At 56.2% G+C, this 23,305-nt stretch carries 25 protein-coding genes; 15 read left to right on the top strand and 10 right to left on the bottom strand.

Going from position 1 to position 23,305, the window contains the following annotated elements:
* Nucleotides 1–3: 3 nt before the first annotated feature.
* From AC2IAX_RS07810 to bchL, 4 genes are all read right to left on the bottom strand, one after another.
* Nucleotides 4–1,251 (bottom strand): FIST signal transduction protein, encoded by a 1,248-nt coding sequence (locus AC2IAX_RS07810; protein WP_494390053.1) that lies wholly within the window; start codon nucleotides 1,249–1,251, stop codon nucleotides 4–6.
* Between the two features lie 189 nt (nucleotides 1,252–1,440).
* The gene (locus AC2IAX_RS07805; protein WP_494390052.1) at nucleotides 1,441–2,850 is read right to left on the bottom strand and encodes a ferredoxin:protochlorophyllide reductase (ATP-dependent) subunit N; all 1,410 of its coding nucleotides are present in this window, start codon (nucleotides 2,848–2,850) and stop codon (nucleotides 1,441–1,443) included.
* Between the two features lie 122 nt (nucleotides 2,851–2,972).
* A complete protein-coding gene (locus AC2IAX_RS07800) occupies nucleotides 2,973–3,419 on the bottom strand; it encodes a DUF5331 domain-containing protein (protein ID WP_190354603.1) in 447 nt (148 codons plus the stop codon).
* 304 nt (nucleotides 3,420–3,723) lie between these two features.
* Nucleotides 3,724–4,584 (bottom strand): ferredoxin:protochlorophyllide reductase (ATP-dependent) iron-sulfur ATP-binding protein, encoded by an 861-nt coding sequence (gene bchL, locus AC2IAX_RS07795; protein WP_494390051.1) that lies wholly within the window; start codon nucleotides 4,582–4,584, stop codon nucleotides 3,724–3,726.
* Nucleotides 4,585–5,217: 633 nt separating this feature from the next.
* Here bchL and AC2IAX_RS07790 point away from each other — a divergent pair.
* The 3 genes from AC2IAX_RS07790 (at nucleotide 5,218) to AC2IAX_RS07780 (ending at nucleotide 6,746) form a co-directional block, all read left to right on the top strand.
* Nucleotides 5,218–5,496: a hypothetical protein gene (locus AC2IAX_RS07790; RefSeq protein WP_494390050.1), complete on the top strand. Its 279-nt coding sequence runs from the start codon at nucleotides 5,218–5,220 to the stop codon at nucleotides 5,494–5,496.
* A gap of 61 nt (nucleotides 5,497–5,557) precedes the next feature.
* Complete coding sequence (locus tag AC2IAX_RS07785) at nucleotides 5,558–5,989, top strand: hypothetical protein (protein WP_494390049.1); 432 nt, start codon at nucleotides 5,558–5,560, stop codon at nucleotides 5,987–5,989.
* Nucleotides 5,990–6,275: 286 nt separating this feature from the next.
* Entirely contained in the window at nucleotides 6,276–6,746 is a 471-nt protein-coding gene (locus tag AC2IAX_RS07780) for a hypothetical protein (protein WP_494390048.1), read from the top strand.
* A 122-nt stretch (nucleotides 6,747–6,868) separates the two neighbouring features.
* On the opposite strand, the gene dnaK is transcribed toward AC2IAX_RS07780, so the two are convergent.
* A complete protein-coding gene (gene dnaK, locus AC2IAX_RS07775; protein ID WP_494390047.1) occupies nucleotides 6,869–9,124 on the bottom strand; it encodes a molecular chaperone DnaK in 2,256 nt (751 codons plus the stop codon).
* Nucleotides 9,125–9,142: 18 nt separating this feature from the next.
* On the opposite strand from dnaK, the gene AC2IAX_RS07770 reads away from it, so the two are divergent.
* On the top strand, nucleotides 9,143–9,424 hold the full coding sequence (locus tag AC2IAX_RS07770) for a hypothetical protein (protein ID WP_494390046.1): 282 nt from the start codon (nucleotides 9,143–9,145) through the stop codon (nucleotides 9,422–9,424).
* Nucleotides 9,425–9,536: 112 nt separating this feature from the next.
* On the opposite strand, the gene AC2IAX_RS07765 is transcribed toward AC2IAX_RS07770, so the two are convergent.
* Complete coding sequence (locus tag AC2IAX_RS07765; protein WP_494390045.1) at nucleotides 9,537–10,142, bottom strand: hypothetical protein; 606 nt, start codon at nucleotides 10,140–10,142, stop codon at nucleotides 9,537–9,539.
* Nucleotides 10,143–10,480: 338 nt separating this feature from the next.
* Nucleotides 10,481–12,394 (bottom strand): SUMF1/EgtB/PvdO family nonheme iron enzyme, encoded by a 1,914-nt coding sequence (locus tag AC2IAX_RS07760; protein WP_494390044.1) that lies wholly within the window; start codon nucleotides 12,392–12,394, stop codon nucleotides 10,481–10,483.
* Nucleotides 12,395–12,744: 350 nt separating this feature from the next.
* Here AC2IAX_RS07760 and AC2IAX_RS07755 point away from each other — a divergent pair, with 350 nt between their 5' ends.
* Both AC2IAX_RS07755 and AC2IAX_RS07750 read left to right on the top strand, forming a co-directional pair.
* Nucleotides 12,745–13,494: a Uma2 family endonuclease gene (locus AC2IAX_RS07755; protein WP_494390043.1), complete on the top strand. Its 750-nt coding sequence runs from the start codon at nucleotides 12,745–12,747 to the stop codon at nucleotides 13,492–13,494.
* A gap of 91 nt (nucleotides 13,495–13,585) precedes the next feature.
* Nucleotides 13,586–14,152 carry a hypothetical protein gene (locus AC2IAX_RS07750; RefSeq protein WP_494390042.1) on the top strand — a complete coding sequence of 189 codons (567 nt, stop codon included), beginning with the start codon at nucleotides 13,586–13,588 and terminating at the stop codon, nucleotides 14,150–14,152.
* 131 nt (nucleotides 14,153–14,283) lie between these two features.
* On the opposite strand, the gene gshA is transcribed toward AC2IAX_RS07750, so the two are convergent.
* Entirely contained in the window at nucleotides 14,284–15,438 is a 1,155-nt protein-coding gene (gene gshA, locus AC2IAX_RS07745) for a glutamate--cysteine ligase (RefSeq protein ID WP_494390041.1), read from the bottom strand.
* A gap of 54 nt (nucleotides 15,439–15,492) precedes the next feature.
* Between gshA and AC2IAX_RS07740 the strand changes: the two genes are divergently transcribed.
* Nucleotides 15,493–15,702 carry a hypothetical protein gene (locus AC2IAX_RS07740; protein ID WP_494390040.1) on the top strand — a complete coding sequence of 70 codons (210 nt, stop codon included), beginning with the start codon at nucleotides 15,493–15,495 and terminating at the stop codon, nucleotides 15,700–15,702.
* Here AC2IAX_RS07740 and AC2IAX_RS07735 read toward each other — a convergent pair.
* Complete coding sequence (locus AC2IAX_RS07735) at nucleotides 15,690–16,607, bottom strand: histone deacetylase family protein (RefSeq protein WP_494390039.1); 918 nt, start codon at nucleotides 16,605–16,607, stop codon at nucleotides 15,690–15,692. The genes AC2IAX_RS07740 and AC2IAX_RS07735 overlap by 13 nt on opposite strands.
* A 352-nt stretch (nucleotides 16,608–16,959) precedes the next feature.
* Here AC2IAX_RS07735 and AC2IAX_RS07730 point away from each other — a divergent pair, with 352 nt between their 5' ends.
* From AC2IAX_RS07730 to rph, 8 genes are all read left to right on the top strand, one after another.
* Nucleotides 16,960–17,478, top strand: a complete 519-nt coding sequence (locus AC2IAX_RS07730) for a hypothetical protein (protein WP_494390038.1) — start codon at nucleotides 16,960–16,962, stop codon at nucleotides 17,476–17,478.
* A 39-nt stretch (nucleotides 17,479–17,517) separates the two neighbouring features.
* Nucleotides 17,518–18,057 (top strand): TolB family protein, encoded by a 540-nt coding sequence (locus tag AC2IAX_RS07725; RefSeq protein WP_494390037.1) that lies wholly within the window; start codon nucleotides 17,518–17,520, stop codon nucleotides 18,055–18,057.
* 661 nt (nucleotides 18,058–18,718) lie between these two features.
* The gene (locus tag AC2IAX_RS07720; RefSeq protein ID WP_494390036.1) at nucleotides 18,719–19,252 is read left to right on the top strand and encodes a phage tail protein; all 534 of its coding nucleotides are present in this window, start codon (nucleotides 18,719–18,721) and stop codon (nucleotides 19,250–19,252) included.
* A 52-nt stretch (nucleotides 19,253–19,304) separates the two neighbouring features.
* Nucleotides 19,305–19,832: a phage tail protein gene (locus AC2IAX_RS07715; RefSeq protein WP_494390035.1), complete on the top strand. Its 528-nt coding sequence runs from the start codon at nucleotides 19,305–19,307 to the stop codon at nucleotides 19,830–19,832.
* 183 nt (nucleotides 19,833–20,015) lie between these two features.
* Nucleotides 20,016–20,534, top strand: a complete 519-nt coding sequence (locus AC2IAX_RS07710) for a phage tail protein (protein ID WP_494390034.1) — start codon at nucleotides 20,016–20,018, stop codon at nucleotides 20,532–20,534.
* 48 nt (nucleotides 20,535–20,582) lie between these two features.
* Entirely contained in the window at nucleotides 20,583–20,810 is a 228-nt protein-coding gene (locus AC2IAX_RS07705) for an MbtH family protein (protein WP_494390033.1), read from the top strand.
* A gap of 252 nt (nucleotides 20,811–21,062) precedes the next feature.
* Nucleotides 21,063–22,157, top strand: a complete 1,095-nt coding sequence (gene prfA, locus AC2IAX_RS07700; protein ID WP_494390032.1) for a peptide chain release factor 1 — start codon at nucleotides 21,063–21,065, stop codon at nucleotides 22,155–22,157.
* A 28-nt stretch (nucleotides 22,158–22,185) separates the two neighbouring features.
* On the top strand, nucleotides 22,186–22,914 hold the full coding sequence (gene rph, locus AC2IAX_RS07695; RefSeq protein WP_494390031.1) for a ribonuclease PH: 729 nt from the start codon (nucleotides 22,186–22,188) through the stop codon (nucleotides 22,912–22,914).
* Between the two features lie 12 nt (nucleotides 22,915–22,926).
* On the opposite strand, the gene AC2IAX_RS07690 is transcribed toward rph, so the two are convergent.
* The gene (locus AC2IAX_RS07690; RefSeq protein ID WP_494390030.1) at nucleotides 22,927–23,283 is read right to left on the bottom strand and encodes a XisI protein; all 357 of its coding nucleotides are present in this window, start codon (nucleotides 23,281–23,283) and stop codon (nucleotides 22,927–22,929) included.
* Nucleotides 23,284–23,305 lie beyond the last annotated feature (22 nt).

Below are 23,305 nucleotides of genomic sequence, written 5' to 3'. Positions count from 1 at the left end.
TCCCTAGGTTCGAGGGCGAAACAGGGCAAAAACGGAGGTGTAACCGTGAATAAAAGTTGTGCCACCCACGGGGCCAATTTCACCGTTGCAGAAAAAGCCCGCCACCGGCATCAGACCCAGATATTTTTGCAACAGGCAGGAGTCAAAGTTGGCTTTGTTATAAAGCCCTTGGCCACGGCCCACGCAGGCAAACATCAAGGCCCCGATCGGGTCGGGTTGCTCCGATGGGCGATCGCGCAAATATCGTTCCAACAGGGCGCGGAGGTCTTCGGCGGAGGTGTCCGCATCTCGCAGATGAAACTGAATCCGCTGGCCCCGGCGGATTCGATCGCCGATCGCGATCGCGCCGCCGCTGGGATCCACCCCCAACAGGTTGCGAATCAGGAAATCACCGGGTTCCAGGGTTTGGCGAAAGGCATCGCGGGCCAAACCCACAAAGAGAGAATATTGCGCCAGTTCGCGATCTTTGTCGCTGAGTTCTTCAATCAGTTGCCGCAGGGCCTTGAGGGGCGCTTGGGGTTTGTCGGCGATCGTGTCTGGGTCTAACTGAATCGACACTTGCATCACGATGTTGCGTTCGCATTCCGTGACCCACAGGGGCTGACCGATCGGGCGGCAACCCTGGGCCACAATTGGCTCAATCACCACATCGCCGCTGAGGGCCACCCCCACCGCGCCCGATCGATAGGCCTGATAGTCCACAAAGAGTTGCTTGCTTTCCCGAAAGGAGTCCCCGCTGGCCAAGCCGCCGACGGTCACGGAGCCGGGATAGGCATAGTCCAGCCCTTGCAGCAGGTCGTTCATTTGCACCAACCCCGGATCCGCAAAGACCAAAAAGCTGGGGTTCATCGTGGGATCCGCCCCGATCGCCTCAATCCAGGGTTGGGGTGGCCCGTCCAAATCGGGCAGGGCCTCGCGATCGATGTGAAAAGTTGTGATGGTGACGTTGGGTAACCGCGCGGCCATCACACAGAGGGCCGGATCGTCTTCCACCTCTTCCACCTGTTGCGAATCCAGGTTGCCCACAACGCCGCTGCCCCCACAGCCCACCATGGCCCGAGCAGGCAGGCGATCGCGCAGCAGGGGCATCAGCCGCATATATTCGCTGCTGAAGGCCGATGAGATGAAAACCAGCAACAAATCTGGCGGTTGCCCCAAAGTGGCCAAAACACGCTGGCTGACCTCATCAATGGCCGCTTCTAGGGATGGTTGCTTGGAAACGGCGCTGACCCATTTCATTTGGTCACTCATGGGGGTAGTCCTCCTGCGGGCGCGGGGCGATCGCTCGGATCAAGTCGGATCAAGATCCTAACCCGGGAGCCTCTGGCCAAGGGCGATCGTGCAGCGAACTGTTGCAAACAGGACTTTCGCCAAGGAACGGAAGGTTTGTGGCCGGCAAACCTCAAGCGGTTGATTAACCCATTGAAGAGTCGTTCGGATTTAAACAGAGGTGGTTTCTCGGACTAATTTATCCCAGCCCAATTCCTTCAGTGCGCCGTTACGACGGAGAGGGCGCGTCACCAATTCCAAAATGTCGCGGGTGCTGCCAAAACCGTGGATTTGGGCAAAGGTGAATTCTACTGACCACTTGGTATTAATGCCGCGTGCTTCCAGGGGATTGGCGTGGGCCATGCCGGTGATCACCAAATCCGGCTGCAAATCATAGATCCGCTGAATTTGGTTGTAGTTGTCGGGTTTTTCGACAATTCGGGGCAATTCCACCCCCATTTCCTGACAGGTTTTGGTTAGCAAATCCAGCTCGGCTCCTTGGTAGCGCTTGTCCATGTAAGGAATGCCAATTTCTGGCACAGTTGCCCCACAACGAATCAAGAACCGGGCCATGGAAATTTCGAGCAAATTGTCACCCATGAAGAAAATGGACTTGCCGCGAATCAGTTGCACATAGTCTTCCACGCTCTGCCAAATTTGTGCTTCCCGCTCCGCGAGTCCTTGGGGTTCAATGCCCAACACAGCACAGATTTTTTCGATCCAAGCGCGAGTGCCATCGGGGCCGATCGGGAAGGGTGCGCCAATCAATTTGCACTTGCGCCGCCGCATGAAGGCCGTGGCCGTGCGCGAGAGGAACGGATTCACCCCGGATGCATAGTAACCTTCGGCCAATGCGGGCAACTCCGTGTAGCGTTTGGCGGGCAACCAACCGGCTAATTTAATTCCTTGGCGCTTCAGTTCGAGGGTCAATTGCGTGACGATCGGGTCAGGCACTGAGCCAAATAACACCAGCGGTTGATGATTCACATAGCCCGCTTCGTCCTCTTGGATTTCTTCTTTCTTTTTGCCAAAGTTCAGCAACTTTTGAATGGCGTTGCGATCGTCTGCGGCGGCGGGGGTTTGTTGGGTGGCATCGGGGCAGCGCTGCACCATGGCCGCCAGCACCGTATCTTCCCCTTGGGTAAAGGCATAATCCAACCCATTGGCGCGGGCCACCACGATCGGGATGCCGATTTCTGCTTCTAGTTTGGGGGCGATCCCTTCGAGATCCATCTTGATGATTTCGGTGGTGCAAGTGCCAATCCAAACAATCACCGACGGGTTGCGATCGCGCTTGATATCTTCACAGAGTCGCTTCAGCTCTGCGTAATCATTCAACTGGGCAGAAATATCCCCTTCTTCGAGTTCGGCCATGGCATAGCGTGGCTCGGCAAAAATCATTACGCCCATGGCATTTTGCAGGAAATAGCCACAGGTTTTGGTGCCAATCACCAGGAAGAAACTATCTTCAATTTTTTGATAAAGCCAGGCGACGCAACTGATGGGGCAAAAGGTGTGATAGTTGCCCGTTTCGCAATCAAACTGAAGGGCGGGGGCGTTGGGTTCGATCGTGGCGGTCATGGGGGTTCCTCACAGGTAAAACGGTTGGCTTTGGGGGGGGCGGATGGTTGATCGTAGGGGCGTACGGCCGTACGCCCCTACCCGGATGTTTGCGCGCGATCGAACCCTGAATTTCGCTGAACTTAAAAGGTCGATCGCTCCCAAATCGGGATCAGCTCAGCATCACGGGTGCGGCCATTGCAGTCGGTTTCCTCAAGCTGTTCGATCGGGGGTTGGGCAAACTCGATCGGCGCAGGATCGCTGGCGGGTAACAGGATGGCGGGACGGTTGCGGCGCTCGCGGGCGGCGGCCTTGGCGGCGAGTTCCAATTCCCGATCGGGGTCAAAGTCCAGCCCCAGCGCTTCAATCACCCGATCGGGATCGCTGCTGAGATCCACCAACAGCGGCATCAACTCCGTCACTCGTGGTTCCAGCACCGTCGCTGTCGCCAACAAAAAACTCGACAGGGGGCGGCGGTGACCCAACTCGCTTTCCGTCCAAATGGCCATGCGGGCCAGCCAGGAGCGGTTATCGCGGTAATAGTCCAGCCACTTTTGACGGAGCGATCGGCGCAACTGTTCAACGTTCATAGGGCGGGAGATCGGTGGACTTTGGAGATATCAAACCTCGATCGAGCCTACTCGATCGTCCAACTCTCCTCGCGCGATCACTGGGGAGTAAGGGTAAGGCCCTGACGGAGGGCGCACAGCGGTGCGCCCCTACATTTCGCCCTGTTTTTGTCGATCGCCTACCCGATCGTCCATCGTGGGAGCAAGGGGCTTAAGCCCCTTGTCTGGACTCGGATCCAGCCCTTACACCATCATCAATCAACCATCCTCGCGCTCCCCTTGGGAGCAAGGGGCTTAAGCCCCTTGTCTGGACTTGGGTTCAGCCCTAAACCATCATCAATTCCGGCTCGGATTCCGCTGCTTTTGGTTCTTGTGGGTTCAGATAGAAGTCCGACAGCATTGAGAACAACTCCCGATCGGGTGATCCATTGGGAACCACGCCCTCTGGCATCGCCAACAGTTGGTCGGCAATGTTCAGGTAATAGTCACAAACCGGCAGCAACGACGGGTCAGACTCCGCCATCTCAAACAGCGTTTTGCCCTTCACCCGCGAGACGCGAATATCTTCAATCAGCGGCAAAATCTCCAGCACCGGCATCGGTACCGCACTGACATATTTATCAATCAGATCCCGCTTGGAAGTCCGGTTGCCAATCAAGCCCGCCAGCCGTAGCTTGTGGGTTCGGGCCTTTTCACGCACCGAAGCCGCAATCCGATTGGCCGCAAACAGCGCATCAAAGCCGTTGTCCGTGACGATCACGCAGTAGTCCGCATAGTTCAAGGGAGCCGCAAAGCCGCCGCAAACCACATCGCCCAGCACGTCGAACAAAATCACGTCGTACTCATCAAAGGCGTTCAGCTCCCGCAGCAGCTTCACCGTCTCGCCCACCACGTAGCCCCCGCAACCCGCGCCGGCCGGCGGCCCGCCCGCTTCCACGCAATGCACGCCGCCATAGCCCTTGTGGATCACGTCATCGGGCCAAACGTCTTCGTAGTGATAGCTCTTGGCTTGCAGGGTGTCGATGATCGTGGGGATCAGGTAGCCCGTGAGCGTGAAGGTGCTGTCGTGTTTCGGATCGCAGCCAATTTGCAGCACTTTTTTGCCACGACGGGCGAGGGCCACGGAGATGTTGCAACTGGTGGTGGATTTGCCAATGCCACCTTTGCCATAGACAGCGAGTTTCACGGGGGGAGTCCTCTGGGGAAATCTGGTTGGAACAGGACTGGAGCAGGAATGCAACGGGGATTTAGCCTCGATCAAGCTCAATCAATCTCAATCAAGCTCGGTCAGTCTCAATCAAGCTCAGTTAGGCAGGGGCGATCTCGCTTAGTCTTCGCCAATCTCGGTGAACTGCCCGAGGCCTGAACCGGCAGACCGAGCGCGATCGAGCCGAGCGAGATGGCGAAACTCAAAACCGGAGCATTGAAGCCTGAGCAGAGGGGCCGATCGGGAATGGGATTGATCGGGAATGAAGCCAAGTGGTAGCGGAAATCGGGAATGCAGCCAAAAAACTGAGTTGGGGGTGGGCAGCCCTGGAGCGATCGCGGTTGGTTGCCCCACCGATGGCATTATCAGCAGATTTTTCCCGAAAGGGAAGCAAGGCTAATTTTGTCCGGCCGCGCCAGCAGTCTTGAGACTGATTCTGAATTTAAAAATTGGTCTTAAAGCTTTTCAAAATCAAGAAAATGCAGTTTTAAGTCAAATTAATCAAATTTAGGGTCTTCTTTATATAAAAATAAAAACAAAACCAAAACATAAATTCCGAGACCAGCCCAATCCTTAATTCAGAGCCTGCTCGACTCCCCTGTCGATTTGGGGTTGTTCGGATGGGTGCGTGAGGGCGATCGCAACCCAAAACAGCCGGGCGATCGGGAAATTTGGCGCTGTTTGTTAAGAATTCAATCAAAGCGGGGAGGGTTGGCAGGAAACCGGGCGACGGGATCGATCAACAACCTCACCCTTGGCAGCGATCCCCGATCGGGAGTTGCGCCCACTCGTCAGGGAAGCCAGAATCGATCGGCCGCTGGCGAGTGGTTTGTGGCAAATTGGTGGCAGCATCGAGCCGGTTGTGTTACGCCATCTGGTGTTGCCCAATAGTGCAACGGCCCAAAACGCTTGCTGTTTTTGAAGTCTCTCCGAGTCCTGTTGTTGCCGAGGGTTGCCCGTTATGTCTTTTGAGGTGTTGTTGATCCTGATCCTGGCGCTGATTTTTCTGTTGCAGTGGCTTGATGGACTCGATCGCGATCGACGCAAGGCAATTGAAGCGCGCCAAAAGGCTGAAGCGGATCTCCTCAATATGTTGATGCTGCGTAAATCCTTGGCAGATTTGTTGAAAAAATTGGCGGCGAACCCTGGCGACATGGGCTTGCAACAGCAGATTTTGGCCTCGATGCGAGTGCAGGAGGATGCCAAAGGAACCGGCCTGGGTTATGGCTCCCTGTTGGCGCTTTTTGAGGCGAACTCCGGTGATAAAACCCTGCGCAAAACGGTGCTAGAGGCGGGCCGGATTCACTACGGCAAGATTGCGGGCGGGGTGGCCTCTTTGGACGATGAGCGCCGGGTCATGAACGATATTGCGGTGCGATCGTAGGGATAATCGCACGGGTGCTGAAGGTTGCTCCTCCGGGCGATCGCGGGGTGATTTGTCCCCTTGGAGGTCAAGGCTTTTGGCAGTAATGTTTTTAAAGTTTGTTTTTAGGATTCGCCCAGCACGCTGCACAGTCTGACTCGAAATTTTCCGGGAATTGGCGCTGGGACCATACTGGAAATGATGCCCGAACGCATTCTTGGAATTGCTTTGGGAATTAGCTTTGAAAGTCTTGTTTGGGAAACTGTTTCTTCGATTCGCAAGCCGGGAAACCTGGTCTGAGCTGTTTATGGTTTTGTCAAACCCTGCCCTTAAATTGCCCGCTGCGATCGCCCTTGTCTGCGTCTTGACCGGTTGCGCCCAAAGCAAAGTTGCCCAATGCAAACAATTGGTGACCATTGCCAACTTGGCCAACGAAACGGCCCGGGAAGCCGCCACAGGCAAACCGGAGGCCATGCACCGCGCTGCTGAATCGTTCGATCGAGCTGCCCAGGATTTGGGCAAGTTGCCGCTCAGTGACACGCAGCTAAAAGACCATCGATCGCGCTTGGCGGATATCTACACCGACACCAGCCGCAGCACCCGTGAATTTTTGACCGCCATTCAGCAAAAGGATCGCAACCTGGCTGAAATTGCAGTGCAATCGCTGGAGCAGTCCGCCAACAATGAACGCAACCTGATCCAAACCATTAATCAAACCTGTCAGGTGGCTGAATCTGCTGCCAGCAACCCGACCCAGCCAAATCCCCCAGCGCCGTGAGATCCAGTCACCGCTGATTACTTTCACCGCTGATTACTACTGATTACCGCTCAGACGACCCACAGAGCGCGGGTTTCTAGAGGTCGATCGCGAGACGGATGGCCCCGCGATCGCCCCTTGGATTAAAACCAGTCGTCCTCATCGTCCCAATTGTCGTTGTAGGTCGATCGCCGATCGCGCGGTTGGCTGCTGCCGCCAATGTTGTTGTTGCGGGCTTCCCGTCGATCGCCCGATCGCCCTGACCCATCCCGAGGGGCGGGCCGGCTGGGGCGATCGCTGGGGCCGCCGTAACCGCCGCCATAGCCCAAGTCGTAGGGATCGCGCGGTGCGGGGCGGCTGGGTTCCCGACGGCGATCGCCCTGGCCGTTCGGTTCATTCCAACCCCGATCGCCACGGCCCAGGTCACCGCCTCGGCCATAGTCATTGCGGCCATAGTCGTTACGACCGTAATCATTGCGCCCGTAGTCCCGATCGAAGCGATCGCCCCCACCCAGCACCGCATCGCGCCCATCCTGGAAGGTGCGCCGAATCGAGCCGAAGAAGTTGTCGTCATCTTCTTCCGCATAGCGATCGCGCACGTCCCGATTCAGGTTGTAGATCGCGTCTTGCAAGTCGGCCTGGGTGCGATCAATCTCAATGTCATCGCTGGCGGCGATCGCCTCGCGCAGGGCCTTGACGGATTTTTCGATCGCCCGTCGATGCACCTCCACAAACTGCATCCCAAAATCAAGGGTCGCCTCCCGCAGTTGCCGTTCCGCTTGGAAAGTGAGGGCTTCGGCGCGGTTGCGTTTGTCCACCCGATCGCGCTGCGATCGATCCTGGTCGGCGAATTGTTGGGCCTCCTCGATCGCCTGGCGCACCTCCACCTCGTTCAGGGTCGAAGCATCTTGGATAATCACGCTTTGCTCACGGCCCGTGGTCATATCCAGCGCCGTCACCTGCAAAATGCCGTTCGCGTCGATGTCAAAAGCAACGCGCACTTGGGGCACACCGCGCGGCGCAGGCGGCAAGCCCTTCAGGATAAATTTCCCGAGGGATTTGTTGTTGGCGGCCATTTCCCGCTCCCCTTGCAGGATATGGATTTCCACTTGGGTTTGGTTGTTTTCGCTGGTGGAAAACATGTCCGATCGCCGCACGGGAATCGTCGTGTTGCGCGGAATCAGCTTTTTCATCACGCCGCCGGAGGTTTCCAAACCCAGCGAAAGGGGAGTCACATCCAGCAGCAAAATATCTTTCACCTCGCCGCCCAGGATGCCCGCCTGGATCGCCGCGCCCACGGCCACCACCTCATCGGGGTTGACGTTTTGGCTGGGTTCCTTGCCCACGAGCGATCGCACCACGTCCTGCACAAAGGGAATTCGGGTGGAGCCGCCCACCAACACCACCTCATCAATTTGCGAGGGCCGCAAGCCCGCATCCACAAAGGCCCGCTTCAGGGGCGCGCGAATCCGTTCGATCAAGTCGGTGCAGAGGCCTTCAAACTGCGATCGAGTCAGGCGGGTTTCCAAATGCTTCGGCCCATCCTCCGTGGCGGTGATGAAGGGCAGGTTAATTTCCGTTGCGCCCACGCCGGATAGCTCGATCTTGGCCTTTTCCGCCGCTTCCGTCAGCCGTTGTAGGGATTGGCGATCGCGCCGCAAGTCCAGCCCCTCGGTTTCTAGGAACTGCTCCGCCAACCAATCAACAATTTTGCGATCGAAATCATTCCCACCCAACTGCGTGTCGCCGCTGGTGGCCTTCACTTCAAACACCCCATCGCCCACCTCCAGCAGGGACACATCAAACGTGCCGCCCCCGAGGTCAAACACCAACACCGTTTGGCTACTGGCGCGATCGAGACCGTAGGCTAAGGCCGCCGCCGTCGGTTCATTAATAATCCGCTTCACCTCCAACCCGGCAATCCGCCCCGCATCGCGCGTGGCCTGCCGTTGGGAATCGTTGAAATAGGCCGGAACCGTAATCACCGCGCCGGTCACGGGCTGGCCCAAATAGCGCTCGGCTTCATCGGCCAGCTTCCGCAAAATCATCGCCGACAGTTCTTCCGCCGGAAAGTCGCGCTGCAACTTGGGGCACACCACCCGCACATTGCCCTCCTCATTGCGCCGAATCGTGTAGGGCACGCGCTTGGAGGACGGCGACAGCTCATCATATTTGCGGCCAATAAACCGCTTCAGACCATAAAAGGTATTTTGCGGATTCAACACCGTTTGGCGGCGAGCCAACTGCCCCACCACCTTTTCGCCATCTTTGTTGAACCCAACGACGGATGGGGTGGTTCTCATCCCTTCGGCATTGGCAATAACGACGGGTTTCCCGCCTTCCATGACGGCCACGACGGAGTTGGTCGTACCGAGATCGATGCCAACGACTTTTCCCATTGCTTGGTTGTTTGTCTCTTGTTGCGGCTGCGAGGGGCTGAGGGCGATCGGGAAGGCCGTTCAGCCGAGTTGGATGGTCTGGCCAGTAGCGGGGTGGTGCATCGGCCAGCGCTTGGGGCAAGGGGCTTAAGCCCCTTGTCTGACGTGGCGGGGCCAGACTTTGGGCGGACAGATTCCGCGCCCGATCGCGCGTTAAGAATCTTGTCGGCTTCATTCTATCCTGTGGCTTCCCATCCACCGAACCAAGGAGCGATCGAAACCGAGGTCAGCGAGTCGGGGCCATTGCCCACCACGACCTAGCCAAAACTTCCCGCCGGGCGATCGGGTTGCCTGGGCGATAGTACATAAGTTAGGTGGTCTTTAGGTGGCATTGCCCACCCTACAGGTTCCTGTTGTGGCTCATGATTTGGGGTTAAAGCGTTGAGCGGCTGGCGCGATCGCATTGCTGCAAGAGGTGGTGCAACGCGCCCAATAATTCAGCCGGGTTGCGATTGGAATATAGGCCGGTTTCATAAACCTGGCCCGACCGATCGAGCCGATAAAATCGCCAACCATCGCCGTTGGTGACAATTCCCAACACCTCAATGGGTCGATCGCCGTTGCAATCTTGGCAGGCTTTCATTTCCACTAAGCATTGGGCTAATCCTTGCTCAAAGTCATCTTTTTTGGCTTCGACAATACACAGGAAGGGAGCCGCCACATAGTCTCGGCGCTCTGTAATTAAGTAATCGACATTGCCGGTGACTTGTGCGGTTTCTAGCTTGACTCCTTTCCAGATTTTGAGATGTGTTAGGTCGGTGATTGCTTCTTCGCAAAAGGCATCAATCACCAGTTCTTTCGATTTTTCGCAGTAGCGCAGGTCAAAGTGCGCTTGGAGGCGGCGCAGGCGTTCCTGAAAAAAGGGGCTAGGCGATCGGGGTTGGCTTTCCAGTTCCCACAATTTCAGTTCGGTTAGGTTGAGATATTGATAAGCTTCTGACAGGGCAAAGCTGGAGAAATTTTTGCGTTTTTTGATCATTGACCAAAATCTCTGAATTTCAGAAGTCCTTACCATTATCAATCATCCCGTAGGGTGCATGGGAGCAATCTTAAATCGCCACGAAACGGTTTATTCGTTCTCCCATGCACCGTGAATTGTGGCTACCCAACCGATCATTGTCGTTGAATGCGACATGGGTTGCGGTGCATGGGAGAGGTGGGGAAATGGTCGTTTTACGCCACACGTTCTCCCATGCACCCTACGAATTTTCGTGAAAACATTAAGACCAATTTTTGAAAAAAAATCGACCGCGCACAGCGCGGGGGAAAAAAGAAGGGAAAAGAGGGAAAGAAGAGAAGAAGGGAAAAGAGTGCTGGCTAGGGCCAAACAAAGACCCGGAAGCCGACGTCGTCGTCGATGCTATCAGCCCTCCTCCTGTAGCGAGCCGCAGAACGGCAGCACCTCGGATCGTCGAACCAAGAACCACCACGCAGGAGTTTGGGTTGTTCATTGTCAACCTTCACCATTTCCTGAAAAAATCGCTCCTGGTAATTGTTAAGTTTTATTGCTGAATTAAAGACGTGAGAATGATTATCATTCTGAAATCTCGCCTCTGATGTACTCGGCGCATTGGCATAGCTGCCATACCAATCATCCATACACCATTCCCACACGTTCCCGTGCATATCCTGCAATCCAAATCCGTTCGGTGGAAATTGACCCACAGGGGTCGTGCGTTGCCGATATTCCCCTTTAAATCCATCGGCATAGGTGTAGTTCCCGTCATAGTTCGCTAGCTCCGGGGTCAGCGTTTCCCCAAAGGCAAAAGGTGTTTGCGTTCCCCCTCGGCAGGCATATTCCCACTCCGCTTCCGTGGGCAATCGATATAGCCGATTCGTGGCCTTCGACAGCCGCGCACAAAACTCCATCGCATCAAACCAGTTCACTTTCTCCACTGGCCCTTTTGCGTCTTTCCATCGCGAGGGATCAGCTTTGAGCTGCGGGTTCAGCACCGCTGGGAAGCTACCCGCTACCCGTCTCCATTGCTCCACCGTCACCGGATACCGACTCACCAACAACGGCGGCACGGTTACAGTTCTCACCGGCCCTTCCGAATCCTTTCGTTCTAGTTCAGTCTCCGGTGATCCCATTTGGAACTGGCCACCGGGGATGGCCACCAGTTCCAGCCACACCCCTTCACCCAAATCCACAAAGTGCGACTTGGCCGTTTTCTTCGATCGCTTCACAATGCGCCCAGCACGATCGACCCGCACCGTCTCAAACGACCATTCCTGTAAATTCCAGCCCGCAAACGGATCAACTTCTGATCCAAGCAGCCAGCGCCCCAGCCGCGTTCGCAACCCCTCCCGAGGCGGCACGATCGGCAACGGTGGCGGCGGCGAGCCAATCCGCACCGTCGGCGCTGCGGAACTGAAAAACAACGACTCGATCGCCTCCAAAGCTGCCTGCCCATCTGAATAGCGCTGTTGCCAATCGTGATTGGTCAGTTTTTGCAACAACTGCCGCAGTCGATCGCCCATCGGCATCAACCGCTGAATCTGCTCCCAATCAAAAACGCCCCGCGCCAGATTACCGGGAATTTGCCCCGGCCCACGGCCCAGCAACGCTTGCAGGCCAATCACCCCCACCGAATAGAGATCGCTTTGATATTGCGCCTCACCCAAAGCCTGTTCGGGAGCCAAATAGCCCGGCGTGCCAATCCAAAACGTCGGCGGTGTCGGCACAAGTCGCGCTTGGCTATATTGGGCCGTGGCCACCTCCTTCACGCCGCCAAAGTCGATCAACACCAATCGATCGTCCCTGCGCCGTCGCATCACATTCGCCGGTTTAACATCCCGGTGAATCAGTTGATTGCTGTGAACCACCGACAGCGGCTCCAACAGCCCCCGAATCAACTCCACCACCGCCGCTTCACTCCAAGGCGCTCCCGGCGTTAGCTCAAAGCTCAGGGGCCGCCCTTCCACATAGTCCATCACAATAAAAAACTCACCGCCTTCCTCAAATCGCTCAATCAGTCGAGGAATTTGGTCGCAGTGATCGAGCTTGGCGAGCTTGGCTGCTTCCCGGTCAAAGTATTCCTTGGCGATCAACAAATCAGCCGGGTTGATTTCCTGGTCTTGGCGCTCAAACTTGGGACGCAAATGCTTCACCGCCAGCGATCGCGGTTCCGGCCAGTTCAAATCCTGCGCCAGGTAAGTGTTACCAAACGTCCCTTCACCCAGTTTTTGAACAAGACGATATCGGTCTCGGAGGATGCGATCGGTCATCATGAGCAGTGAGCAGCGCGAGTGAGCTGGGCAGTGGCGATCGCTTCTAATTTAACGCCTGTCTCCCCACCACAAGCCAGCGCCAGCCTTTGCCAGAATGGAGGGTGTTAGAGGATGTCTGAAAAGCCAAAATCGATACTCTGCACGCCCCATCGATCAACGAAGACAAGGGGCTTAAGCCCCTTGCCCCCACGACTATTGGTGCATTGCCCGTGCCGAAAGATACTTTTGAGACATCCTCTTAGGCCGCAATGCCAGGATCGATACTCTGCACGCCCCATCGATCAACGAAGACAAGGGGCTTAAGCCCCTTGCCCCCACGACTTAGGCCGCAATGCCAGGAGCGCCGCGCCATGCTGCCATCGTCTTTGGAACTCTCTGCCGAGTTATTAAAGTCCCTGCCCCCCGTTGACGAGCTACCCGACTCCGACGACACGCCCGTGGATAACGAAGAACAGAATCTGCTTCCCAATCTCCTTCTGTTCTTGCTGGAATATATTTGGAAACAGCGGGAAGACTGGTTTTTTGCGGTGGATATGGGGATTTATCACACCACGGGTTCTAATTCGCGAGTCCCCGTGATTCCCGATGCCTTTTTGAGCCTTGGGGTCGATCGCCGCAAGGACGGGAAATCGCGTCGTAGCTACATTACTTGGACAGAAAACAACATCCCGCCGATTTTGACCCTGGAGATGGTGTCCCACAAGCCGGGCGGGGAATATGACAGCAAAATGGCGATTTATGCCCGTTTAGGCGTGTTGTATTACGTGATCTATAACCCCGAATTTTGGCAGCGGGACGGTCATGATCCCTTTGAGGTTTACAAGTTGGTTGATGGGGCTTATCAACGGCAAAGTGGTGAACCCTGTTGGATGCCGGAAATTAGCTTAGGGATTGGGCGCGATCGCCTCATCGATGACCCGTTCGATCGAGAAATTCTCACTTGGTATGACGCGCGGGGCCAACGCTATCGCAGCGAGGCGGAGGTGGAGCGCGATCGAGCGGCCGCCGAACGCCAACGGGCCGCAACCGAGCGCCAACGAGCCGATCTCCTGGCGGCCCGGCTGCGGGAGTTGGGGATTGATCCTGAGGCGATCGGGTAGGACAGCGGGCGTGAATTTTCTTAAGGGATGGGAAATTCGCGGGGGCAACTGGCTAGACTGAGCGAGAACGGTTTCGAGAGCCAGGGGCACCATGAGTGCGTTTGATTTTCAGCGATCGGGCGATCGCCCCCCCAGATTCAGCAAAGCGCCTAAGCCTCGGGAGTTGGGGTGGTCAGTGTTGGCTCCCTTGGACGATCGCGATCAGCACCCCTGTCCCATTTGTCGCCACGGACAAATCCAGCCGATGCCGATGATGGAGGATGCCTGGGCCTGCGATTTTTGTCGGCATCTGTTCACGCTGGATTTGCAATCCCGGATTTTGCGAGTGGAAGACAGCACCCAGCCCTTGCAGTGGCGTTGGTTGGGGCGATCGTGGCAACCGGTGCGCCACAGCAATGAAGCACTCACACCGACCATCTGGCTGCTGGCGGTGATTTTGGCGATCGGGCCGGTGGGGTTGATTGGTTTGTCGCAATACCTCTTTCCCCCGTTGCCCGGCTCCCGATCGGTGGGATTTGGCCAAGGGTGGTTAATTTCAGCGGCGATCGGGCATTTCATTTTGGCCGCCTGGTTGGTGCTGGAGCATTACCAGTGGCCGCTCTATGTGTCGTTAAAGTTGCGCTGGCAAGATTGGCGATCGAACCGTCGATTATCCTGACTGGCCATCTTGATCTGACTCGATCTGAATGGATCTGAATCATGCGGATTGAATCGGCGCGATCGACCGAAGCGCGATGCATAGGAGCGCAATGTATGGGGGCGATTAACCAGGCTGGCCCCATGGGCAACCTAGGCCACCAATGAACCTTGACAGGTCTGGTCTGCCAAGTCCCGTTCCCACTGCTGGGCCTCTTGAATCGCTTGGGCCACCACCGCTTGGCAACTGTGGCCCGTTTCCACCTGTTGGAGCCACTGTTGGGCGGCGTTGCCTTCCCGCAAAATGCGCTGCAAGGGTGACAGGAAGCAGCTAAACCCGCGCTCTTTGGCGATCGGGCGTAATTCCGCGTAGAGCTGGGCGATCCAATCCCTGGCCTTGATGGTGCGGCCATCCTGCCAATGGCGTAGGGATGCATCCAAGCTGTGGCGAGCGACGGCCATTTCGTTGGCCAGGGTCAACGACAGTAAATCGTCATTGCGGGTGGCGGTTGGCAACAGGCTCGCAGTGAGTGGATCTAAGCTGGGATCGTCCATCAGTTGGCACAGCCGAGCCTCCAGTAGGGCCGTGATCGCCAGCAGGGCCAAGGGGTCAATCACCGGGTCACAAATCCGCAGTTCCAATCGATTGAGGTTATAGGGCCGGCAATCGCCGTTGGGCCGCACGGAACTCCAAAGGTGGCGGACATTTTGCATGGTTCCCAGTTCCAATTGTTCTTCAGTCCAGCGAATGAAGTGCGCGTGGCTTTCAAACAGGGGCACTCGATCGGGCGTTTGGGGGAACAGGTGCCAGCGGGTGGAATGGAATCCGGTTGGTTCGCCATCCAAGAAGGGAGAGGAAGCGCTCAGGGCCAAGTAGAGCGGTGCTTCCACCCGCACCAGCCGACAAGCCCGCATCAACAGTTCTGGATCGGCAATGCCAATGTTGATATGAACGCTGGCGGTGACGACTTTGGTTCCGTAGGTGCGTTCAATGTAGGCGTGGTAGGGGTTGGCTGGGTCAGATCGGTAGAAGCGATCGCTCCCGCCCAGGGCTAATGTGCCGCCGGGAACCAGGGTGTAGGGGCCCAGGGTTTTCAGGTATTGGCGCAGGCGCAACCGAGGAACCAGTAAATCGCACAGCAATCGCTCATAGCTGCACAGGGGAGCGGTGGTGTATTCCACATTGCGGCTGTCGGGTTCGCGCACAAAGCCGTCTAGGTTGGCGGTAATGCGATCGGACAGGCCCACAATTTGCCCATCGTGGGTTCCGGTATAGATTTCAATTTCAAAGCCTTTGGACAGCATCATAGGGAGTTGTGAAGCAATTGGGCGCGTCGGTCTGCTCTGCCAGCCCGATTTCTATTGTCGCCTGCGGCGCGATCGCCCGAGGGCTGTTCTGCCGTTGCCGGGATTTTTTGTGTCTTGAAAGGGGCGATCGCCCGGCGGCTGTTCTGTCGGGTTCTGGCCTGGTTTTGTTGGATCGGGTTTTGCCCGGCCGGTGGGCAATATGTTGCGCGATCGCCCTTGCAGAGCATCAGTGGTTCAGAGGCCGTAGCAGCTCAGAGACCGTAACACTGGGCGACCTGAGCCGCTGCCCGGTGGATGAGGGCGTGGCGATCGACCAAGGCCGCCAAATCATCGCAGTAGCCGCCACCGATCGTGCAGGCCACCGGATAGCCCGCCGCCACACAGGTGGTCAGCACCTGCATATCCCGCCGAAACAAACCGGAATCGGTGAGGGCGAGCTTGCCCAACCGATCGCCCCCATGGGGATCCACCCCCGCATCGTAAATCACCAGATCGGGCCGCACTTGGGCGAGCAAATCGGGCAGGAAGCGATCGAGCGTTTGTAAATAGTCATCATCTTCCATGCCTTCTGGCAATGCCACATCCAAATCGCTGGCCTGTTTGCGGGCGGGAAAATTTGCCTCGCAATGCATAGAAAAGGTGAAGACCTGCGGTTCGTTGCGAAAAATCCAGGCGGTTCCATCCCCTTGATGCACATCCAAGTCCACGATCAAGACCCGATCGACCAAGCCTTCGGCCTGCAAAACCCGGGTGGCGATCGCCAAGTCGTTAAAGATGCAAAATCCGGAGCCAAAATCGGGGAAGGCGTGGTGGGTGCCGCCCGCCAAATTGCAAGCCAGACCATGGCGCAGGGCCAGCCGCGCCGTCAGCACCGTGCCACCGACCGCCACACAGGTGCGATTGGCCAAGGCCGGCGACCAGGGCAACCCAATTCGGCGTTGGGCTTTTGGATCCAAAGTGCCTTGGCAATAGGCTTCCACATAGGCGCGATCGTGCACCAGCTCAATCCAGTCCTGGGGCGGTCGATCGGGCTGGTGAAACTGTTCGGGGGTTGCCGTGCCATCGCTGCGCAACCGGTCGTAGAGCCTGGCAAACTTTTGCATCGGGAACCGGTGGCCGGGGGGCAACGGCGCGACATAATCGGGGTGATAAACTAGCGGCACATTCATCGCAATCTTGGCTCCGCAATCTTGGCTCCTGGGGCCGACCTGCGGTGGGTCGCCGGTTCATCGCTGGTTCAAGGTTGGTCAACAAGCCGGGGATGGCGGGGCGATCGACCCGGTTTCATCCCAGAGCTGTGGGGCGAATCAACGGTTGATTGCTCCGGTTGATTATTCCCCAAGGATTGTCCCCAAACGCCTTCCTAGGGTAACGCTCTCGCCTTCAAGGTGCGATTTGGTCGATTTGGGTAATCTGGGCGATCGCCCCCCAAGGTTTAATTAACTGAAACTAATGAATTGAAAATAATTGAAAAATTAATTGTTCAATTAGTTCATGGGATTTTGAAACGGGATTTTGTCCGTGCAACCTTTCAGCGCAACTTGGCTTTACGGCAGCAACGATCCAGAGAATGCCGTTCATTTTGAGACCATTCGCCAATGGTGGGTGAGCTTGACGGGAAAATCCGTGACTTGGCGGCAGCGCTTGCTCGATCGCGCCACGGATCCCCAGACCCTTGATTGGGATGCGGAGCGCTTCGACGATGAATTCACCATCCAAGGGCCGGAAGTTCGGGGCATCACGTTCTATTACAAAAAGCTGGGCAGCGACCTGGAGCGCAACACCACGCCCCAGTCCCTGAAGCTGTCAGCCAATGGGCAATATCTCTACATTTATCCCCAATCTCAAAATGATGTGGTGATTCGGGTGGGCCAGCCGGAAGCCCGCTTGGACACGATCGCCCTCACCAATCCCACCGCCACCGTCAAAACCGGTGGCGGCCAATGCATTCTCACGCTGATCGATCGCCCAGCGGGCCAGGCTGTGGAAGTGACGCTGAATGCAGAATCCCTGCTGGCTCTCAAAAAGCTGTTGCCCTAGATCTTGCACCGAGATCTTGATCAGCGAGGGGCCGATGCCATGAGCCAATCCCGCCGAGGGCGATCGCCCCTGCAACAGCTCTGGATCGCCAGTTGGGCGATCGGGTTGGTGGGTTGCGCCAGTGGTCGCACCCTCAGCTTTCCTTTCGATGCGGCCGGAGCCAACCCCAACAGCCTCAACAGCGCTTTTTCGGAAACCAGCCCGGCCGTGGCGGGGCGCTTTTTGGTGTTTGTGTCCGATCGCCGGGGCAGCCAGGATGTGTTGCTCTATGACCTTCAAGAACGACGGGCGATCGAGCTGCCAGAGCTAAACGCCTTTGACACGATCGCCGCCAGCCCCAGCATTTCCAGCGATGGTCGTTGGATTGCCTTTTCCGCCAGTCGCCAGGGCCGCACCGATATTTACCTTTACGATCGCACCACCAATCAATTGCGCAACCTGACCCAAGCCCTGCAACTGGAAACCCGCAACCCGCAACTGAGCGCCGACGGCAGCCGCATCGCCTTTGAAATTGAACGGAGTGGCCAGTGGGACATCGCAATTTATACCCGCGATGGCCAGCCCATTAATATTCCCTAAGCTAACGCCAGCGCACGTCAAGCCAGCTTTTTCGGCTGAACTTGAATGAGTAGAGTGCCCAGACAGCCACAGAATTTGGGTTTCAGCCTATCCCGAACCGAGATCAAACAACCGAGATCAAGCAACCGAGATCAAACAACCGAGATCAAACAACCGAGATCAAACAACCGAGATCAAACAAAGGATCCACCCGATCATCACTCCCAACCAGCCAATGGTCTTGGGGATGAATTGTGGTTGATCTCGAATTTTTGGTTCTTAATCAAGATTTGAAATGGAACGGCACAAATTGCAAAGAAAAATTAGCAAGCTCGCTCATTTTCGATGGAATTCCATAAATAAAGATCACGAAAAATATCGAAGAGAGTCATGATTCTAAAGACAATCTTCTAGTTTATTGGGGATGAAGATTGTTTGGCAAAAATGATAATTGATTTGGCAAAAATGATGATTGCCTCAGGTTTTGAGTCGTGGGTTAATCATTGCCAGCAAGACTTCTGAGCGGTTTTCATAGCAATCAGCGATCGCCCCAAATAGGCGCACAGTTACCGAAGCATTCCGCGTCGAGTGACATTTTTGCATGTCTCGGCAATGCCTATTTTCGGAGGGCTGGTGCTGACGATGACCGACTCATTCACTCCTCAATTACCCTTAAATAAATATGCTCGAACCCTTCATTGGACAGCTCGAACTATATCCCTACAATTTCGCGCCCGAAGGCTGGTTGCCCTGCGACGGGCGATCGCTCCCCATCCGAGAGAATGAAGCCCTCTTCAGCTTGCTTGGCACCACTTACGGCGGAGATGGCTATACGGTCTTCAACTTGCCAGATCTCCGAGGCCGTGTCCCGATCGGCCAGGGATCAGCACCCGGCCAAGGTCGAACCTATGACATCGGCAGAACCGGCGGCCAAGCCCAAGTTACCCTGACGGTTGCCAACCTGCCCGCCCACACCCACACCCTCGCCACCGCCGACAGTTCCACCACCAACAGCCCCAGCGGCAATTTTCTCGGCCCCCTCACCACCGCCGATGGAACACCCGCCAACGCCTATGACTCTACCCCCGAAGCCAGCCTAGCCCCGGGGGTGATTGCCAATACGGGCGGTGGCCAGCCTCACGAAAACATGCCCCCCTACCTCGCCCTGCAATGGTGCATTGCGACAATCGGCGAATATCCCACCCGCGATTGGTAATGGCGCGTTTTTGCTGAATCTCGTTTTGTTGTCCTCTTCCTTCCCTACAGCCATGGATCCATTTATTGGACAGATTCAAGCCTTTGCCTTTCCCTTTGCGCCTCGGGGGTGGGCCTTGTGCCAAGGGCAACTATTGCCGATTGCGCAAAATCAAGCGCTCTTCGCCCTGCTCGGAACGACCTACGGTGGTGATGGCAGAACGACCTTTGGCCTGCCGGATTTGCGCGGTCGCACCAATATTTCGCAAGGGCTGCCCTCGAATGGGTCACCGTACCTCATGGGGCAATTGGGCGGTGCGCCGGAAGTCAGTCTGCTGACGACTCAAATTCCTGCCCACACCCACGAAGTCAAAGTTTCCTCAGATGCCGCTGCTGTTTTTCCGCAAGATCGCTATTTCGGAACGCTTACGGCCAATGCCGGTGATGCGCCCAAGGGCTACGGCACGACGGCGGGCAAAGCCACTATTTCTCCAACAGCAATCTCAGCCACGGGCAGTGGCGCGCCCCATGACAATATGCCGCCCTTTTTGGTGGTGAATTGGTGCATTGCCACAACGGGAATTTTCCCGAGTCGGTGGTAGATCGCAGGGCGGTTTGCATTCATTTTATGGACGATCGACCGGGTTCTTGTCCTCAGTTCTTGCTCTCAGTTCTTGCCCTAAACCATTGGGTCACCATGGGGCTGACTGTGATCGACAAATCTGGTTGATCAAGGCTCTTTTGCCAGATCGATTACTACCCAAAACCGATTACCGAGGTGTTTCATGATCGATGCCTATATTGGACAGATTAAATCCTTTGGCTATAACTTTGCGCCAACAGACTGGATGCTTTGCGATGGACGGACATTGCAAATTGCTCAGTACACAGCGCTTTTTAGTCTGTTAAGTACGACGTTTGGGGGCGACGGCATAAACACGTTTAACTTGCCGGATTTGCGGGGACGCATCGCGATCGGCCCTGGCCAAGGCCCCGGATTGCCCAACTATCCACAGGGGCAGCGAGGGGGGAGCGAACAGGTGACGCTCACCGTTGCTCATTTACCCACCCACAATCACGCGATTAAAGCGTCTTCGGATTCGTCGGTTTCCACTCCGGCGAATAACTTCATTGGCCCGGTGGACGATCGCTTCAAGGGTTTTGATCTCACGCCGGAAACTTCCTTGAATGCGGCTGCCCTATCGAAGGTGGGTGGTGGCCAACCCCACAACAATATGCCGCCCTATTTGGTCACCAATTGGTGTATTTGCGTCCAAGGCGTATATCCGAGTCGCCCCTACTAGGACACGATCGCATCATGTTTTGATTGCTATCTCTTGAGGATTTGTTCTATGTCATCAGAAACGGAAGATTGGGTAATTTACAAGGTTGTGATTAACCACGAGGAACAGTACTCGATTTGGCCAGTCGATCGAGAAAATCCGTTGGGTTGGAACGATGTGGGCAAGCAAGGCCCCAAATCGGAGTGCTTGGATTACATCAAGGAAGTGTGGACGGATATGCGTCCCCTGTCCCTCCGTCGCCGGATGGAAGAGGCCGCGCGTCTTTCGGGGGCATAGGGCGTGTCGTCAAATCACCTGAAGCCCTGATGCCATCATTAGCAGATCGTGGGAAGGGGCTTAAGCCCCTTGTTACGACGACTGGGACATGGAAAATCAATCGTTTCCGCCTGATCCTAGGAAATGACGACAGGCCCTAGTCCCATTGTGATCGGCGGGTTAGGCGGAATCGGTCGCGAGGGGACGATCCTTGATAGCATGACGGTAGTATTTTGCTCCCTTCATTCGATTTCACGATCGCCCCGCGACCCGATGGCTGAACAATATTTGCTCGATAAGCTGCAATCCGTTGAGCAAACCTTTAATGAGTTAACCCGCCGCCTTGCGGATCCTGACGTTGCCACGGATCCGACAGAATTTCAGCGAGTGGCCAAGGCGCGATCGTCTTTGGAAGAGACGGTGGCAACCTATGACGCATGGAAAACGGCCGTCAGCGATTTGGAAGGGGCCCGCGAGATCCTGAAGGAGTCGGGCGATGACCCGGAGTTGCGGGAAATGGCGCAACTGGAAGTGGAAGATTTGAACGATCGGGTTGCCCAGTTGGAATATCAACTGAAAATTTTGCTGTTGCCCCGTGACCCCAATGATGACAAAAACATCATGTTGGAAATTCGGGCCGGTACGGGTGGCGATGAGGCCTGTATCTGGGCGGGCGATTTGCTGCGAATGTATTCCCGCTATGCCACAACCCAAGGCTGGAAGGTGGCCTTGGTGAGCGAGTCGCTGTCGGAGGCGGGCGGCTTCAAGGAAGTGATCCTGGAAGTGCAGGGCGATCGGGTTTACAGCAAGCTGAAGTATGAAGCGGGTGTTCACCGGGTGCAGCGCGTGCCGGCCACGGAAGCGGGCGGCCGGGTGCATACTTCCACAGCCACGGTGGCAATTATGCCGGAGGTGGACGAAGTGGAAGTTCACATCGACCCGAAGGACATTGAGCTAACCACGGCCCGATCGGGCGGGGCCGGTGGCCAAAACGTGAACAAGGTGGAAACCGCCGCCGACCTGTACCACAAACCGACGGGCATTCGGGTGTTTTGTACGGAGGAGCGATCGCAGCTCAAGAACAAGGAGCGGGCCATGCAAATCCTGCGGGCTAAGCTCTACGAAATGAAGATGCGAGAACAACAGGAGGCGGTGACCTCTGCCCGGCGATTGCAGGTGGGCAGCGGTTCCCGATCGGAAAAAATTCGCACCTACAACTACAAAGACAATCGCGTGACCGATCACCGTCTGGGCCAAAACTTCACCCTCACGGCGGCCCTGGAAGGTGACATTGACGAGATGGTTCAGTCTTGCATCACCCAAGATCAACAGGCCCAATTGGAAGAGCTGGCAGCCCAGGTTGGTTAACGTTATTGAGTTGTTTGCACCCGTAACCATGTCCTGGCAACGTCCCGACGGTCGATCGCCCGACCAGCTCCGCCCCGTTCGATTCCAGCGCAATTTCACCAAATATGCTGCCGGGTCTGTGTTGGCTTGCTGTGGTGACACGCAGGTGATTTGCACCGTGTCTGTGCAGTCCGGTGTGCCACGCTGGCTGGCGGATTCAGGCCAGGGTTGGCTGACGGCGGAATATCGAATGATGCCGGGGGCCACGCCCGATCGGCAGTCGCGGGAAACCTTCAAGCTGTCCGGGCGCACCCAAGAAATTCAGCGGCTAATTGGCCGGAGTTTGCGGGCGGCGGTGGATTTGCGGGGTTTGGGGGAGCGCACGCTGGCGATCGATGCGGACGTGTTGCAGGCCGATGCGGGCACACGCACCACGGCGATCACGGGCTGCTATGTGGCGCTGGTGGATGCGTTGCGATCGCTGGTGGATGCTGGGGAGTTGGCAATGCTGCCGATCTTCTCGCCGGTCGCTGCCGTTTCCGTGGGGTTGATTGAGGGAGCCGCCTATCTGGATTTGAACTACCCGGAAGATGTGGCCGCCGATGTGGACTTCAACGTGGTGATGAACGGCGAGGGTAATTTAATTGAAGTGCAGGGCACGGCGGAATCGGGTAGCTACAGCCGATCGCAACTGAATGCACTGCTGGATTTGGCCGAAAAGGGCATCGGTAAATTGATGGCGGTCCAAGCGGCTGCCCTTGCCGACTCAAATGGTTAAGAATTAAAGTTTTTAGGCGATCGCATAGCCTGAAAATTGGCGGAAATGAGGTGGATGAAACCCAATCACAATATCTTCTTTGGGAATACCTCGTTCAACCAAATTCTGAGCAATATCCAGCTCGGTGTTATTGGCCTGGATCCAGATCTTGCCTTGTTTTAGATCCAGGTGGATTGAGCAACCATAAATTCTTTGTTTGTTGTACCAGCCGATCGCCAAAACCTGGTAGTGATCATGCTCGCTGTCAAACAGGGTTTGAATTTCGATGTCGCCATAGGATGGCTTATAGGCTGCATAGTCTGTCAGAAGCTGCTTAATAACCGTGCGGTAGGCTTGCTGTTTCTCTGTTTCCGAATTTGAGGTTGTCATCGGGTAATTAACCTCACTCAAA

The sequence above is a fragment of the Limnothrix sp. HT2024 genome (assembly GCF_059138625.1).
This window is presented reverse-complemented; position numbering and strand designations above follow the sequence as displayed.

Excerpts from the sequence above, each read along its gene's own strand:
- AC2IAX_RS07810 (WP_494390053.1), bottom strand. The coding sequence starts at position 1,251 with ATGAGTGACCAAATGAAATGGGTCAGCGCCGTTTCCAAGCAACCATCC.
- AC2IAX_RS07805 (WP_494390052.1), bottom strand. The coding sequence starts at position 2,850 with ATGACCGCCACGATCGAACCCAACGCCCCCGCCCTTCAGTTTGATTGC.
- AC2IAX_RS07800 (WP_190354603.1), bottom strand. The coding sequence starts at position 3,419 with ATGAACGTTGAACAGTTGCGCCGATCGCTCCGTCAAAAGTGGCTGGAC.
- AC2IAX_RS07780 (WP_494390048.1), top strand. The coding sequence starts at position 6,276 with ATGGTTTTGTCAAACCCTGCCCTTAAATTGCCCGCTGCGATCGCCCTT.
- dnaK (WP_494390047.1), bottom strand. The coding sequence starts at position 9,124 with ATGGGAAAAGTCGTTGGCATCGATCTCGGTACGACCAACTCCGTCGTG.
- AC2IAX_RS07765 (WP_494390045.1), bottom strand. The coding sequence starts at position 10,142 with ATGATCAAAAAACGCAAAAATTTCTCCAGCTTTGCCCTGTCAGAAGCT.
- AC2IAX_RS07760 (WP_494390044.1), bottom strand. The coding sequence starts at position 12,394 with ATGATGACCGATCGCATCCTCCGAGACCGATATCGTCTTGTTCAAAAA.
- AC2IAX_RS07755 (WP_494390043.1), top strand. The coding sequence starts at position 12,745 with ATGCTGCCATCGTCTTTGGAACTCTCTGCCGAGTTATTAAAGTCCCTG.
- AC2IAX_RS07750 (WP_494390042.1), top strand. The coding sequence starts at position 13,586 with ATGAGTGCGTTTGATTTTCAGCGATCGGGCGATCGCCCCCCCAGATTC.
- gshA (WP_494390041.1), bottom strand. The coding sequence starts at position 15,438 with ATGATGCTGTCCAAAGGCTTTGAAATTGAAATCTATACCGGAACCCAC.
- AC2IAX_RS07735 (WP_494390039.1), bottom strand. The coding sequence starts at position 16,607 with ATGAATGTGCCGCTAGTTTATCACCCCGATTATGTCGCGCCGTTGCCC.
- AC2IAX_RS07725 (WP_494390037.1), top strand. The coding sequence starts at position 17,518 with ATGAGCCAATCCCGCCGAGGGCGATCGCCCCTGCAACAGCTCTGGATC.
- AC2IAX_RS07720 (WP_494390036.1), top strand. The coding sequence starts at position 18,719 with ATGCTCGAACCCTTCATTGGACAGCTCGAACTATATCCCTACAATTTC.
- AC2IAX_RS07715 (WP_494390035.1), top strand. The coding sequence starts at position 19,305 with ATGGATCCATTTATTGGACAGATTCAAGCCTTTGCCTTTCCCTTTGCG.
- AC2IAX_RS07710 (WP_494390034.1), top strand. The coding sequence starts at position 20,016 with ATGATCGATGCCTATATTGGACAGATTAAATCCTTTGGCTATAACTTT.
- AC2IAX_RS07705 (WP_494390033.1), top strand. The coding sequence starts at position 20,583 with ATGTCATCAGAAACGGAAGATTGGGTAATTTACAAGGTTGTGATTAAC.
- prfA (WP_494390032.1), top strand. The coding sequence starts at position 21,063 with ATGGCTGAACAATATTTGCTCGATAAGCTGCAATCCGTTGAGCAAACC.
- rph (WP_494390031.1), top strand. The coding sequence starts at position 22,186 with ATGTCCTGGCAACGTCCCGACGGTCGATCGCCCGACCAGCTCCGCCCC.
- AC2IAX_RS07690 (WP_494390030.1), bottom strand. The coding sequence starts at position 23,283 with ATGACAACCTCAAATTCGGAAACAGAGAAACAGCAAGCCTACCGCACG.